Here is a 14,991-nt window from a genome sequence, read left to right on the forward strand (position 1 = left end):
GGTTTCTTATTGACATGCCTCCGGGTCTCTTTTCTAATCGTCCAGGGCCAAGCCGTTCACCGACACTGAGGGGGCAAAGTGGACGTCCGGATCCTGGGGGGACTGTCGGTACGCGAGAACGGGGTGTCGATCACTCCGACCGCCGCCGCGCCGCGACAGTTGCTGGCGCTGCTCGCGGCCAACGCGGACCAGGTCGTGCCCGTGACCGTACTCATGGAGGAGCTCTGGCCGTCGGGGCCGCCGCGCGGCGCCCGAGTCGAACTTCAGTCCCACATCATCGACCTGCGGGCGTTGATCACCATGGCCCTGCGCGGGACCGGGGCGCCGGCGGACGGTTCCAACTGGCTGGAGCGCCACACCGCCGAGGCCGTGCTCGTCTCGCTGCCCGGCGGTTACCGGCTCGACACCGGCGGCGGCTCCAACGACGCCTGGCAGTTCGAGCGGGCCGCGGGCGCGGGCTACCGGGCCATGGAGGCGGGCGACCTCCAGCGCGCGGCACGCCGGCTCTCCGACGCCCTCGCCCTGTGGCGCGGCGAACCGTACGCGGGCGTCGCGGCCGGTCCCCATCTGCGCATGGAGATCGAGCGCCTGGAGACCTCCCGGCTGAGCGCCCTCGACCAGTGGGTCGAGGCCCAACTGCGGCTCGGCCGGCACTTCGAGATGATCTCCGACCTCTCCGAACTCGTCGCCCAGTACCGCACCAACGAACCGCTGCACGGCCAGTTCATGGTCGCGCTGCTGCGCTGCGGACGGCAGGACGAGGCCCTGGAGGTCTACCAGCGGCTGCGCAACGGACTGAAGAAGGAGACGGGCATGGAGCCCTCGGCGCGGCTGCGCAGGCTCCAGCGTTCGATCCTGACCGTACGGGACGTGGCCCGGCCGGCCTTCGGCCGCCAGACGTCCACGCTGCCCCGCCTCGTGCCCGCCGGATCGCTCGGTTGAGGGGCCGCACCAGGGCGCGTGCCGGAACACGACGAGAGGAGGGGCGGGACGCTCGAAGCGTCCCGCCCCTCCTCTCGTGTGTCCCCCCGGACAGCTGACCCGGCCCGGTCCCCGGGCCCACGGTCAGGCCGCGCCGAAGCCCTTCTTCAGCGCCGTGGCGATCTCGACGGCGCGACGCGTCTGGAACTCGATCGCGGCGAGGTTCTCGCCGGCCACGTTGTCCGCCTCGTTCGCCGAGACGCTGCTGGCGCCGTACGGGTTGCCGTTGGCCGGAGCGAACTGCACCGGGTCCGCGTAGCCGGGCGCCACGATGATGGCACCCCAGTGGTAGAAGGTGTTGTTCAGGGCGAGCAGCGTCGACTCCTGGCCACCGTGCGCGGTCGAGGTCGAGGTGAACGACGCGGCGACCTTGTTGACCAGCTTGCCCTGCGCCCACAGACCACCGGTCGTGTCGATGAACTGCTTGATCTGCGCGGCGGGCAGACCGAAGCGGGTCGGCGTGCCGATCAGCACGACGTCGGCCCACTCCAGGTCGTCGAGGGAGGCGACCTCCACGTCACGGGTGGCCTGGACGTGCTCGGCCCACTCCGCCTTCGTGTCGATCACCGACTGCGGCGCCAACTCCGCCACCTTCCGCAGCCGAACCTCCGCACCGGCCTTCTCCGCGGCCTGCGCGGCGGCGTTCGCCAGCGTGTGCACATTGCCGGTCGACGAGTAGTAGATGACTGCGACGTTGGTCATGACGGACCTGCTCCTTGGTGTGGGACGGGGGGGCCGGGTACGGAACGGAAGGGCCCGTTCGCGACTTTCTCCGAACGGGACGGCGGCCTTCCACGCGGTCCGTGAAAGTCCGTCAAGTTCCGTACCCGGATGTCACTTCGTGGCGAAGAACCGCAGCAGGGCACGCTCGTCGTCGTCGTTCAGCTCGATCGAGAACAGCTCTCCGAGCGCGCACACCGTATCGGCGGCGCTCAGCTCACGTCGCTCGACGCGCCCGTCCGCGTACCGGATCTCCAGCGACTTGTCCCGCAGCAGCCGGCGCTCCTTCTCCGTCTCCTTCTGGGCGACCAGCTGACCGACGAACGGCGAGCCGGGCCGGGTCGAGGAGAGGTAGTGCGCCGCCTCGAAGTCGATCCGGAACTGCGGCTCCTGACGGAACGCGTACATGTCGAACCAGCCGTCGTCCGCTCCCTCCTCGGGGATGCGCACCACCCAGTCCGGCCCGTCGGCCGTCAGCCGCCAGGTCCAGTCCGCGACCGAGGAGACCGCACCGTCGCGGAGCGGCAGCGCCTCCATCAGGCCGCTGTAGCCGTAGCCGACGTCCGCGAGCCACACCTGGTCCTCCGCACGGACCAGGAGCACCGTGTGCGTACGGAAGCGGCGCCTGCTCTCGCCCTGCCGGATCCGGGCGAGGAGGCGGGTCACCGGGAAACCGAGCCGGTCCAGGGCGGCGGCGAACAGCAGGTTGTTCTCGTAGCAGTAGCCGCCGCGCCCCGCCCGTACGAGCTTGTCCTGGATCCGGTCCAGGTCGAGCGAGACCGGGCGGCCCAGCGCGATGTCGACGTTCTCGAAGGCGATCGCGTCCATGTGGCAGCGCAGGACCCGGTGCAGAGTGACCGCGGTGGGGGTGCGGGGCCCGGAGAAGCCGATCCGGGCGAGGTACGCGTCGAGGTCGAGGAGCTCGCTCTGCCACTCCGGGTCGGCCTCGACGGCGACGGGCAGTCCGTAGGTTCCCAACATGTCTGTCTCCTGGATCACGTGTTCAGGCGTTCGAATGCTCAGATGCGATACGGGTCGTCGTGCGCGGGGCGCTCCCGCAGCAGCTCGGGCGGGATGGTGTCCGGGCATACGGTCGCCTCGACGGGGCGGACGGTGTGCTCGACCTGCAGGACCGCCTCCTCGGCGGCCGGTGGTTCCACCGGCGGCCTGAGCGCCGCGGCGAGCGCGGCCGCCAGCGCCGCGCCGAGGACGGGGCCGATCAGATACGCGGTCAGGAAGCCGAAGTTCCCGGCCCACAGCGCCGGCCCGAACTGCCGCGCCGGATTGACCGAGCCGCCCGAGAGCGGCCCGAGGACCACGATGAAGCCGGTGATGCACAGCCCGACGACCCCGGGTATCAGCCACTCCCAGCGCGGCCGGATCAGCAGCGCCGCCACCAGCGTCATACAGATCAGCTGGCCGACCGTCTCCGCCGTCAGCACCCCCCAGAAGCCCCAGCCGGGCTGGGGAGCCACCGCCGCCCAGCCGACCTGGGGCAGACCCACGGGCGCGCCCCACACCAGCCGCGCGAGGCCCACGCCGGCCAGGGCCCCGGTCATCTGCGCCACGCAGAACGGCAGGACGTCCCGGCCCGGGAAGACCCGCAGCAGCCACAGCCCGATGCTCACCGAGGGGTTCATGTGTCCGGCGGTCTTCCGGGACATCGAGTAGTGGATGATCGCCGTGTTGACGATGCCGAAGATGAGGCCGAGCGCGACGAACGCCGCCCGCCCCTTCAGCACGGAGCCGAGGGGCGCGTCCGGAGCGAAGATCCAGCGTGACGTGGTCACGATGAGGAAGAGGATCCCCGCCGTGATCAGGAACTCCAGGACGACGGTGCGGGCGCGCGGGGAGAGCAGCTCCCTGCGCGGAGCCCGGTGACGGCTGTGGGTCATGGTGACCAACTCCCAGCTGTGATGCGGTCGGTACAGGCGGCGCGGGTGGGGCTTGGCGTACACATGCGTCCGCGGCGCCGCGCACGGCCGGAAGGCCGCGCGCGACGCCGCAGAGTGGCGAGCGTGCAGGTCAGAGCTCGATACGGACCTTGTAGTCGAGCGCCCAGGCGTTGAACTCGACCAGCCGCTCCATCACCGCCCGGGTGCCCCAGAGCCCACCGAGCGCCGAGTACTCCTCCAGCGGCCTGTCGAGGAGCCGCTGGATGCCCTCGCGCGGGACGAGCCGCAGCACCGGGGAGCCGTCGGCGAGCAGCGCCTCGACCTTGGCGCGCAGCGCGGTGACGTACTCGATGTCCTGGGTGGAGGGGTACGGGCTCTTCTTCCGCTCCAGGACCGACTGGGGCAGCACGTGCGCGGACGCCGCGCGCAGCAGGCTCTTCTCCCGGCCGTCGAAGTTCTTCATCTCCCACGGCACGTTGTAGACGTACTCGACGAGCCGGTGGTCGGTGAACGGGACGCGGACCTCAAGGCTGGTGGACATCGAGATCCGGTCCTTGCGGTCCAGCAGGAACTTCTCCCAGTGCTGGATGTTGAGCCAGGTCAGCTCCTTCATCCGCTCCTCGTGCCGGGAGTCGCCGGCGAGCCGCGGGACCGCCTCCAGGGACTCGGCGTACCGGCGCTTGACGTACTCCTCCATGCCGAGCCGTTCCCAGAGCCCGATGTCCTTGACCGTGTCCAGGCCGCCGAGCCGCCGCCAGGCGTCGTACCAGGGGAAGGTGTCCCCGTTGACGGCCTCCTCGTCGAAGAACCAGTTGTAGCCGCCGAAGATCTCGTCGGCAGCCTCGCCCGAAAGCGCCACCGTGACGCGCTCCTTGAGCGCCTTGCACAGGTGGTACAGGGAGTGCTCCATGTCGCCGGTCGACACCGGCAGGTCCTGGGCGCGCAGCACCGCCGTACGGACGTCCTCGTCGAGGATGTCGTGGTTCTCCAGCTCCACGATGATGTGCTCGGCGCCGGAGTGCCGGGCCACGTCGACGGCGTACGGGGTGTCCGGGTCCATCCAGATGCCGTTGTCGCGGAAGGTCTCGCCGTGGTCCTTGAAGTCGACCGAGAAGGCGGTGATCCGCTCGTCCGAACCCTGGTCGCGCAGTACCTTCGCGGCGAGCGCGGTCACGGCGCTGGAGTCCAGACCGCCGGAGAGCAGGGTGCCGACCTTCACATCGGCGATCAGCTGCCGCTCGATGATGTCCTCGAGCAGTTCGCGGACGGTGGCGATGGTGGTGTCGAGGTCGTCCGTGTGCGGGCGCGCCTGGAGCGTCCAGTACGTACGGGTGGTGGAGCCCGCCCTGGTGAAGCGGACGGACGTGCCGGGGACGACCTCGCGCATCCCCTTGAAGACCGCGTGGCCGGGGGTGTTGATGATCGCGAAGATCTCGGCGAGCCCCTCGGCGTCGACGACGGCCTCCGCCTCGGGGTGGGCGAGGATCGACTTGGGCTCGGAGCCGAAGAGGACACCGTCGGCGGTGGGGTAGTAGTACAGCGGCTTGACGCCCATCCGGTCGCGGACCAGGAGGAGTTCCTCGCTGCGCGGGTCCCAGATCGCCAGCGCGTACATGCCGTTGAGCCGCTCCGCGAACTCCTCGCCCCACTCGAGATAGGCGTGCAGCACGACCTCGGTGTCGGACGCGGTGCGGAACTCGTGCCCGAGGGCGGTGAGCTCCTCCTTCAGCTCACGGAAGTTGTAGACCTCGCCGGTGTAGACGAGGACGGGCTGACCGTCGTCGCCGGGGACGGCGTGCATGGGCTGGCGGCCGTTCTCCAGATCGATGATGGAGAGACGGCGGTGGCCCAGGGCGGCGTGGCGGGTGAGCCAGATGCCGCCGTCGTCCGGGCCCCGGCACTCCAGGGTCCGGGTCATGGCCTCGGCGGTGTCGCCGCCGAGCGTCAGGTCGCGGTCGTAGGCGATCCAGCCGGTGAGTCCGCACATGGCGCCTCAGGTCCTTTCTCGAATGATCAGCGGGGTGTACGGAGTCAGGAGCGGGGGGCGGCCGTCGAAGCGGGCTTCGGGACCGGGACCCAGCCGGCGGTGTCCCAGTGGGCGAGCTGACGCAGTGCGGAGCGCTCACCGACCTCGGCGACCCGCTCCCCGCCGAGGATCAGCGTGGAGGGCCGGTCCGGCGAGAACACCGGCACCGTGGGCGCGTTCGGGCTGCTCGGCGCCCGGCCGTGGGCGAAGGAGGACAGCAGGTCGATGAAGGTGTCCGAGACGAGCCGCTCCAGCGGGCCGTCGCCGTAGTGCGGGGCGTTGGCCGCGGAGCCGTAGGTACCGAAGAGGAACTTGGACGTGGCCTCGTGCGGGGTGCCGGTCAGCGGCGGGGCGACCGGGTGCGCGAACTCCACCAGATAGCTGGGTACGTCGGGCCGCTCCGTGGCCTGCCGTTCGGCGAGCCGGGTGATCTGGTAGCGGAAGAGACTGTCGCCCCAGATCGCGCCCCAGACGGACACCGGGTCCTGCGGGAGTCCGTCGATCGCCGCCGCCCGGCGGTACGCGGAGATCGCCGCGTCCACCTCGGTGTCGGCGACATGGACCGCGCCCTTGTGCAGCACGGCGCGGATCGCGGTGCGCAGGCTCGCGTCGTCGGTGGGATGGGGACCCGGGAAGGGATAGCCGGGCCCGGTGGTGAAGAAGGTGCCCTCGGTCCGCCCGTAGATCGACAGGGTGGGCAGGTCGGGGGTGGGCAGCTCGAAGTCGTGGCCGAGCATCCAGCGGTCGTCGACGACCGGACCCTGGTACTCGCGCCAGGTGGATATCTCCCGGTCGACGGGGCTGCCGGAGAAGATCTTCTCCCAGGTGTCCTTGAGCCGGGCGGCCGGCACGGAGCGCAGGCCCCGCACGGTGGTGCCGAGCTTGCGGGCGACCAGCTCGAAGACCCGGTGGGAGTCCTCCCGGCTCATCGAACTCGCCGGTTCCCAGACGTGCTTGACGCTGATGGGGACGATTCGGCGAACGATTCCGCGCAGCTCGGGGAGCAGTCCCAGCTGCCAGGTCGAGGAGCCGCCGGCCGAGGTGCCGGCCAGCGTGATGTTGTCGGGGTCGCCGCCGAAGGCGGCCGCGTTGCGGCGCACCCAGTGCAGCAGCGCCACCTGGTCCTGCAGCCCCCAGTTGGAGTACCCGCCGGTGCGCTCGTCGACCAGGTCCTCGTGCAGGCCCCAACCCAGGGCGCCGAGGCGGTAGTTGAAGGTCACCACGACCATGTCGCCGTGGGCGGCGGGCCGGGCGCCGTCGAAGTCCGGCTCGCTGCCGGCGCCGAGGAACCAGCCGCCGCCGTGGATGTACACCACGACGGGGCGGGCGCCGCCGGTGTCCGGGGTCCAGACGTTCGCGTAGAGGCTGTCCTCGCTGGAGCCGGGCAGGTACGACTGGTACGAGACGGGAGCGAACCGCGTCGCGTCCCGGGTCCCGCGCCAGGGGGCGACCGGGCGCGGTGAGCGGAAGCGCAGCTCGCCGACCGGGGGAGCGGCGTAGGGCACCCCCCGGAAGACGGACAGGCCGCCGGCCCGCTCTCCCCTGATCAGACCACCGCCGACACGGGTGACGACACCGGTGCCCTCCGCGGCACGGGTGACGACACCGGTGCCCTCCGCGGCGCCACCGGCGCGCACTCCGCCGTCCGTCTCCGCGGCCGAGGCCACGCCGCCCGGTACGGTCACCGCCGTCGCCACCGCTGCGGCGGCCGCGACGACCGTACGTCTCCGTGGCATGGGTGGCGGCTCATGTCCAACTCCCGACCGGTCCATAAACAAAACTCCCCGGGTATGCGAATGCCAAAAGACTTGGCGCGTCGAAGAGTGACGACGGTGCGAGGGTGCCGCACGTCCTGGCCTCGGCCAATGCGGTTCGGCGTACTCAGTCAGGTCAGTCGGAGCGGCATCCGAAGCGGTGTCACGGTGACCTGACGGATTCACGCCCGACCCTTTGAGCACACCCCTGGGGATCGGCAGGATCCAGGCATGACAACGTCGATTCTGGACTCTCGCCCCCTTTTCGAGCTGGGCGCCGAGATTCATATCGCGGCTTCCGCCGACAAGATCTACTCGATCGTCAGCGACATGCAGCGGCATTCCGAATGGAGCTCGGAACTCCAGGGCGGCCGATGGCTGTCCGGAGAGCCCGGGACGGTCGGTGCGATCTTCGAGGGAGAGAACTTCCGCAGCGACGACATCGTGTCCTGGGCGCCGCTCATCCGCGGAATCTGGCACACGAAGTCGGAAGTCGCGGAGACCGCCCCCGGCCGTGTGTTCCGCTGGAAGATCCACTCCAAGACCGGTGAGCCGCAGGAGCTCACCTGGTCCTTCCTCATCGAGCCCGCCGAGAACGGAGCCACGCTCTCCCAGACGTTCCGCATGGGATACGCGTCACCCGGAATCCACGAGATCACCAAGGACATGGACGAGGCCGACAAGCGGAAGTTCATCTCCGACTGGACGGCGAAGATGACCCGGGACGTCACCGAGACGCTGGGCAGGATCAAGGTGGTCGTCGAGAAGGACTGACGCCCTCCTCGACCAGGAACGACGCATCGACGGGCCGGCCCCAAGGGGCCGGCCCGACGCGCACCAGGACCGCACGGGCCTACGTCCGTCCCGCATCGGGACTACGTCCGTGCCGGGAACCGCCCGCGCGCCAGGCCTCCACCGGGCCTGCGTCCGTGCCCGGAACCGCCCGCGCGCCAGGCCCTCACCGGGCCTGCGTCAGGCCCGAACCGGGCCGCATCTCCGTACGGAGGACCGCCCCGCGCCCGCCGCGCGCCTCGCCCGTATCCGTACCCCGGAACCGCCCCGCGCCCGCCGCGCGCCGGCGTGTGTCCGTACCCCGGAACCGCCCCGCGCCCAGTTCCGCGCCCCGCCCGCGACCGCGCCGGGCCCCACGAGCCGCCCCCGCGCCGCCGCCCAGTCGCGCGCCGGGGCCGTCGGACCCCCACACCCCCACACCCCCACAGCCCCCCACAGCCCCCACACCCCCCACAGAGCAAGGAGATACGGGTGCGCACAGGGCGCGCCCATGACGAGGGGAATCCCCATGCTTTCCAGACGACGGTTCATCGGTGCCGCCCTGGCGACAGGCGGCACGGTGGCCACCGGCGCAGCCCTGACCCCGCTGCTCGGCGCGGCATCGGCCACAGCGGCCGACGCGACCGCCGTCGCGTTCTTCACCCGGCCGATGCCTCTGCCGCAGGTCATCGCGCCCAGCTCGACCGCCAACGGCGTCGACACCTACAACATCTCGATCAAGCGGACCACCAAGGAGATCCTGCCCAAGCAGCTCACCGAGGTCTTCACCTTCAACGGAGGCTTCCCCGGACTCATCCGGGCCACCTCCGGCCGCCCGGTCGTCATCAACCAGTACAACAAGCTGGACATGCCGGCCTCGATCCATCTGCACGGCGGGCACGTCGCCCCCGAGCACGACGGGGACCCGATGGCCACCATCGCACCCGGCGGTATGCGCACGTACCACTACCCGAACCAGCAGGGTCACGCCCCGCTCTGGCTGCACGACCATGCCCACCACATGGAGTCCGAGCACGTCTACCGCGGCCTCTCCGCGTTCTACCTGCTCACCGACGCCGAGGAGCGGGCGCTCCCGCTGCCCTCCGGCGTGTACGACGTGCCGATCATGCTGCGCGAGGGGCATTTCGACACGGCCGGGCAACTCGTCTACACCATGGACGACTTCCGCAGCCGTTCGACCATCATGGCCAACGGCAGGGCCTGGCCGTATTTCCAGGTCGCGGCCCGCAAGTACCGCTTCCGGCTGCTCAATTCCACCAACCTGAGATTCTTCACCCTGCGGCTCGCGGACGGCTCGCCGTTCATCCACATCGGTTCCGACGGCGGCCTCCTGGAGCGGCCCTTCTCCACCGACACCGTCGCCCTCTCGCCGGGCGAACGCGCCGAGGTCGTCATCGACTTCTCCCGCTATCCCGTCGGCACCCAGCTCGTCCTGGAGAACACCGAGGGCCCGGGTCCGGCCGAACTGACCGGCAAGGTGCTGCGCTTCGACGTGGTGAAGACCGCGTCCGACCCCAGCGCCGTACCCGCCACGCTGCGCACCCTGCCCGCGCTGCCGGCCGTCACCGGCCGGCGGACCGTCGTCATGAGCATGGACGAGGACGGGCGGCCCGCCCCGCAGGGCTACATGGACGGAAAGGTCTACGACCACCACCGAATCGACAACACCGTTCCCTGGGGCGGCTCGGAAATCTGGACGGTCACCAACAGCAATCAAGCCATCCCGCACAATTTCCATATTCACCTGGTGCAGTTCCGTGTACTGGAACGCAACGGAAATCCGCCCGGTCCTGCCGAGGCGGGACTCAAGGACACGATCCGCGTCATGCCGGGCGAGACGGTGAAGTTCCAGGCAACATTCGACAGCTATCGCGGAAAGTACCTGTACCACTGCCACATGCTCGACCACGCGGCCATGGGAATGATGGCCCAGATGGAAGTCGTGTGAACAGCGCACCAACCGACCTGATGGATTTTCCGCCCACTTGACGGAGTGCGCCCTGCTCCATTGGCCGTGAGCCAGTCAACGACGGATGATCCGAGGGAATTACGGGCCGGCCGGCCCACTCGTGGCACACCCAATCGCACGTCACCGGTTCGTCGGACCGGTTCGGTTGCCCGCCCGGCCGGCCCTTTTCGGATCTCCCGCTCGAAGAATCCCACCCGCACCCGTCGTCCTGTCGTCTTAGGAGAGACTCCCTGTGGACAACACTCTGCTCGACATCCGGCGAAGGCCGGCTCTGCAACAGCCCGTGTGGGACGACGCCTCGCAGGTGGAGCGCGTACGGGAGGAACTGAGCGTCCGTCCCGCCCTGGTCAGCCCCCAGGATGTGCACACCCTGCGCACTCTCCTCGCCAGGGTCGCCGCGGGCGAGGCCGTGATCGTCCAGTCCGGCGACTGCTCCGAGGACCCCGACGAGTCCACCGCCCAGCACATCGCCCGCAAGGCCGCCGTCCTCGACCTGCTCGCCGGCGCCATGAAGATGATCACGCACAAGCCGGTGATCCGCGTGGGCCGCCTGGCCGGCCAGTTCGCCAAGCCGCGCTCCAACGACACCGAGAAGGTCGGCGAGCTCGAACTCCCGGTCTACCGCGGCCACATGGTCAACGGCCCCGAACCCGAAGCGGAGTCCCGCCGCCCCGACCCGCTGCGGCTGCTCACCGGATACATGGCGGCCAACGACATCATGGGCCACCTCGGCTGGCGCAAGCCCGTCGGCCGCCCGGCCATCGACCCGCCGGTCTGGACGAGCCACGAGGCGTTGCTCCTCGACTACGAGGTGCCGATGCTCCGCCGCGACGACGAGGGCCGACTGCTGCTCGCCTCCACCCACTTCCCGTGGATCGGCGAACGCACCCGTCAGACCGACGGCGCCCATGTCGCCCTGCTCGCCGAGGTCGTCAACCCGGTCGCCTGCAAGGTCGGCCCCAGCATGACCCCCGACGAGCTGCTCACGCTCTGCGAGATCCTCGACCCGGCCCGTGAGCCCGGCCGGCTCACCCTCATCGCCCGCATGGGCGCCGACAAGGTCGCCCAGAAGCTGCCGCCGCTCGTCGAGGCGGTCCGCGCCGCCGGCCACCCGGTGATCTGGCTGACCGACCCGATGCACGGCAACACCGTCACCGCCCCAGGCGGACTCAAGACCCGCTACACCACCACCGTCGAGCGGGAGATCTCCGAGTTCCAGCTCGCCGTGCGCTCCTCCGGCGGCATCGCCGGCGGCGTCCACCTGGAGACCACCCCCGACGACGTCACCGAGTGCGTCCTCGGCGAGCAGTGGGTCGGCCGCTGCGGCGAGTACTACACCAGCTTCTGCGACCCGAGGCTCAACCCCGGGCAGGCCGTCACCGTCGTCTCGGCCTGGCGCGCCTGACGCGCCCCCGCCCCTTATCCCGTACCGGAACCACGGAGGTAGTGAGATGCAGGACAAGATCGCCCTCGTCACCGGCGCCGCGGGCGGCATCGGCGCCGCGGTGGTCCGCGCGCTCGCCGAGCGCGGCGTGACCGTCGCCGCCGTCGACCGGGACGAGTCCACGCTCAAGCAGCGCGTCGCGGCCTTCGTCGTCGAGGGGCTGCCCGTCGAGGCGTTCCCTGCCGACGTCACCGACAGCGCCCAGGTCACCGCCCTGGTCGACGAGGCCGAGCGGCGCCTCGGCCCGATCGACTACCTCGTCAACGCGGCCGGCGTCCTGCGCCTCGGCCCCGTCCGCACCTTCTCCGACGAGGACTGGGCGGCCACCTTCGCCGTCAACGCCACCGGCGTCTTCCAGGTCTCCCGCGCCGTCGTCGACCGGATGATCCCGCGTGGTTCCGGTGCCCTCGTCACCGTCGCCTCCAACGCGGCCAACACCCCGCGTACCGAGATGGCCGCGTACGCCGCCTCCAAGGCCGCGGCCTCCCTGTTCACCAAGTCGCTGGGTCTGGAGGTCGCGCCCTACGGCATCCGCTGCAACCTGGTCGCGCCCGGCTCCACGGACACCCCGATGCTCTCCTCGATGTGGCACGACGAGACCGGGCCCCAGGGCACGATCGAGGGCCGCCCCGAGGCGTTCCGTGTCGGCATCCCGCTGAAGAAGCTGGCCCTGCCCACCGACGTCGCCGAGGCCGTCGTCTTCCTCCTGTCGGACCAGGCGTCCCACATCACGCTGCACGACCTCACCGTCGACGGCGGCGCGTCCCTCGGCGTCTGAGCAACCCCTCACCCGCGTACCCGCACACACGTCACGAGAGGACGGTCATGGCCGGGATACCCCCCATCGAGGCCTATCCGTTGCCGACGGCCGGCGCCCTGCCGCCGGTCACCCCGCACTGGACCGTGGACCCGGACCGCGCCGTGCTGCTCGTCCACGACATGCAGCGCTACTTCCTGGCGCCGTTCCCCTCGCCGCTGCGCGAGGAGATCATCGCCAACGCGGCCCTGCTCCGCGACCGTTGCGCGGCCCACGGCATCCCCGTCGCGTACACCGCGCAGCCCGGCGGCATGACCCCCGAACAGCGCGGTCTGCTCGCCGACTTCTGGGGCCCGGGGATGCGCCTCGACCCCGCCGACCGCGAGATCGTCGAGCCGCTCGCGCCCGCCTCGGGCGACTGGCTGCTCACCAAGTGGCGCTACAGCGCCTTCTTCAGGACGGACCTCCTGGAGCGCATGCGCTTCCACGGCCGCGACCAGCTGATCATCTGCGGGGTCTACGCCCACATCGGCGTGCTCGCCAGCGCCGTCGAGTCGTTCACCCACGACATCGAGACCTTCCTGGTCGCCGACGCCGTCGGCGACTTCACCGAGGCCGAGCACCGATCGGCCGTCGCGTACGCGGCCAAGCGCTGCGCCGTCGTCACCACCGCCAAGGAGGTACTGGGATGAACACACCGGCCCGTACCGACCTGCTGAGCCGAATCCTCGGCCCCAACCCGCCCGCCTTCGCCGTGCTGCACCGGCCCGAGACCACCGGACCCGGCGCGCTCGACCTGCTGACCGGCGAGATCTCCCTGCCCGAGACCCTCGCCGACCTCCCGCTGCGCGAGGACGGCCAGGGCACCGCGCGCCACGAGGTCCTCGCCGTCGTCCCGTACCGCCAGATCGGCGAGCGCGGCTACGACCGGACCGACGACGGCGACCCGCTCATCGCGATGAGCGTCACCGAGCAGACCACCGTCCCGCTCGACACCGTCCTCGCCGCGATCCCCGACGTCCCGATCACCCTCGCCGACGGCAGCTTCGACGTGGACGACGAGGCGTACGCCGAGATCGTGCGCCGGGTCGTCGCCGACGAGATCGGCACCGGCGAGGGTGCCAACTTCGTCATCCGCCGCTCCTTCACCGTCGAGATCACCGACTACGGCCCCGGCAGCGCGCTGACCTTCTTCCGCCGGCTCCTGGAACGCGAGTCGGGCGCGTACTGGACCTTCCTCATCCACACCGGGGACCGCACCTTCGTCGGCGCGTCCCCCGAGCGGCACGTCAGCCTCGCCGACGGCACCGCCGTCATGAACCCCATCAGCGGCACGTACCGCTATCCGGCCTCCGGCCCCACGCTCCCCGGCGTCCTCGAGTTCCTCGCCGACCGCAAGGAGGCCGACGAGCTGTACATGGTCGTCGACGAGGAACTGAAGATGATGGCCCGGGTCTGCGAGGGCGGTGGCCGGGTCGTCGGCCCGTACCTCAAGGAGATGGCCCTGCTCGCCCACACCGAGTACTTCATCGAGGGCCAGACCGACCGCGACCCGCGCGAGATCCTGCGCGAGACGCTGTTCGCCCCGACGGTGACGGGCTCACCCCTGGAGAGCGCCTGCAAGGTGATCTCCAGGTACGAGCCCCACGGCCGGGGCTACTACAGCGGGATCGCCGCCCTCATCGGCCGCGACGCGCTCGGCGGCCGGGCCATGGACTCCGCCATCCTCATCCGTACCGCCGACATCGACGCGGGCGGCCGGGTCTCCATCGGCGTCGGCGCGACCCTGGTGCGCCACTCCGACCCGATGTCTGAGGTCGCGGAGACCCGCGCCAAGGCCGCCGGGCTGCTCTCCGCGCTCCAGGACGACGGAGGCTCCCGCTTCCGCGCCCACCCGCGCGTACGCGAGGCGCTGGAGCGGCGCAACGCCACCATCGCCGGCTTCTGGCTGGCGGAGGAGTCGGGCCGCGACCGGCCCGATCCCGCCCTCGCCGGACAGCGCGTCCTGATCGTCGACGCCGAGGACACGTTCACCTCGATGATCGGACAGCAAGTCCGCGCGATGGGGCCCGAGGTGACGGTCCGCCGCTTCGACGAGGCGTACGACGTCGACGGCCACGACCTCGTCATCATGGGCCCCGGCCCCGGCGATCCGCGCGAGGCCGGGCACCCGAAGATCGCGCACCTGCGGGAGGCCGTCGCCGGACTGCTGAGCGAGCGCCGGCCGTTCCTCGCGGTCTGCCTCAGCCACCAGATCCTCAGCCTGCGCCTGGGCCTGGACCTCACCCGCCGGGAGGTGCCCAACCAGGGCGTCCAGAAGGAGATCGACCTCTTCGGCGCGCGGGAACGGGTCGGCTTCTACAACACGTTCGCGGCGCGCTGCCACGAGGACGGTTTCCTGCACCCGGAGTTCGGCCCCGTCGAGGTCAGCCGGGACCCCGAGACCGGCGAGGTGCACGCCCTGCGCGGCGCGGGCTTCGCGTCGATGCAGTTCCACGCCGAGTCGGTGCTCACCCAGAGCGGTCCGCGGATCGTCGCGTCGATGCTGGGCGGCCTCGTGAAGAGCGGTGTCGTGCCGACGCCGCGGTAGGGCGGGGCGCACAGGACGCGGCGCCGCCGGAGACCCCGGCGGCGCCGCGTCGTGCTGTTCCAG

At 70.8% G+C, this 14,991-nt stretch carries 12 protein-coding genes; 7 read left to right on the forward strand and 5 right to left on the reverse strand.

The genetic code is table 11. The features are described 5' to 3' along the window. Positions 1 to 78: 78 nt before the first annotated feature. Positions 79 to 942, forward strand: coding sequence for an AfsR/SARP family transcriptional regulator (locus tag ACZ561_RS07015; protein ID WP_376446332.1), 864 nt, complete (start codon positions 79 to 81; stop codon positions 940 to 942). 123 nt (positions 943 to 1,065) lie between these two features. Here the strand turns inward: ACZ561_RS07015 and wrbA are convergent, their stop codons facing one another. From wrbA to ACZ561_RS07040, 5 genes are all read right to left on the reverse strand, one after another. After that, a complete protein-coding gene (gene wrbA, locus ACZ561_RS07020) occupies positions 1,066 to 1,683 on the reverse strand; it encodes an NAD(P)H:quinone oxidoreductase (RefSeq protein WP_470990590.1) in 618 nt (205 codons plus the stop codon). 132 nt (positions 1,684 to 1,815) lie between these two features. Further along, positions 1,816 to 2,682 (reverse strand): arylamine N-acetyltransferase family protein, encoded by an 867-nt coding sequence (locus ACZ561_RS07025; protein WP_470990593.1) that lies wholly within the window; start codon positions 2,680 to 2,682, stop codon positions 1,816 to 1,818. 38 nt (positions 2,683 to 2,720) lie between these two features. After that, positions 2,721 to 3,596 (reverse strand): MIP/aquaporin family protein, encoded by an 876-nt coding sequence (locus ACZ561_RS07030; RefSeq protein WP_470990595.1) that lies wholly within the window; start codon positions 3,594 to 3,596, stop codon positions 2,721 to 2,723. 130 nt (positions 3,597 to 3,726) lie between these two features. Beyond that, positions 3,727 to 5,583 carry an asparagine synthase (glutamine-hydrolyzing) gene (gene asnB / locus ACZ561_RS07035; RefSeq protein ID WP_470990597.1) on the reverse strand — a complete coding sequence of 619 codons (1,857 nt, stop codon included), beginning with the start codon at positions 5,581 to 5,583 and terminating at the stop codon, positions 3,727 to 3,729. Between the two features lie 44 nt (positions 5,584 to 5,627). Continuing rightward, entirely contained in the window at positions 5,628 to 7,358 is a 1,731-nt protein-coding gene (locus tag ACZ561_RS07040) for a carboxylesterase family protein (protein ID WP_470990601.1), read from the reverse strand. Between the two features lie 249 nt (positions 7,359 to 7,607). On the opposite strand from ACZ561_RS07040, the gene ACZ561_RS07045 reads away from it, so the two are divergent. The 6 genes from ACZ561_RS07045 to ACZ561_RS07070 all read left to right on the forward strand — a co-directional run bounded on the left by ACZ561_RS07045 (position 7,608) and on the right by ACZ561_RS07070 (position 14,928). After that, on the forward strand, positions 7,608 to 8,150 hold the full coding sequence (locus tag ACZ561_RS07045) for an SRPBCC family protein (protein WP_470990604.1): 543 nt from the start codon (positions 7,608 to 7,610) through the stop codon (positions 8,148 to 8,150). A gap of 526 nt (positions 8,151 to 8,676) precedes the next feature. After that, entirely contained in the window at positions 8,677 to 10,116 is a 1,440-nt protein-coding gene (locus tag ACZ561_RS07050; RefSeq protein ID WP_470990606.1) for a multicopper oxidase family protein, read from the forward strand. Positions 10,117 to 10,369: 253 nt separating this feature from the next. Then, positions 10,370 to 11,542 carry a 3-deoxy-7-phosphoheptulonate synthase gene (locus ACZ561_RS07055; RefSeq protein WP_470990608.1) on the forward strand — a complete coding sequence of 391 codons (1,173 nt, stop codon included), beginning with the start codon at positions 10,370 to 10,372 and terminating at the stop codon, positions 11,540 to 11,542. Between the two features lie 46 nt (positions 11,543 to 11,588). Next, positions 11,589 to 12,359 carry a 2,3-dihydro-2,3-dihydroxybenzoate dehydrogenase gene (locus ACZ561_RS07060; protein WP_470990610.1) on the forward strand — a complete coding sequence of 257 codons (771 nt, stop codon included), beginning with the start codon at positions 11,589 to 11,591 and terminating at the stop codon, positions 12,357 to 12,359. 47 nt (positions 12,360 to 12,406) lie between these two features. After that, the gene (locus ACZ561_RS07065; protein WP_470990612.1) at positions 12,407 to 13,030 is read left to right on the forward strand and encodes an isochorismatase family protein; all 624 of its coding nucleotides are present in this window, start codon (positions 12,407 to 12,409) and stop codon (positions 13,028 to 13,030) included. Then, positions 13,027 to 14,928 (forward strand): anthranilate synthase family protein, encoded by a 1,902-nt coding sequence (locus ACZ561_RS07070; protein WP_470990614.1) that lies wholly within the window; start codon positions 13,027 to 13,029, stop codon positions 14,926 to 14,928. The genes ACZ561_RS07065 and ACZ561_RS07070 overlap by 4 nt, the downstream gene beginning before the upstream one ends. The last annotated feature ends 63 nt before the right edge of the window (positions 14,929 to 14,991 follow it).

It is taken from the genome of Streptomyces sp. NPDC039609, assembly GCF_055596705.1.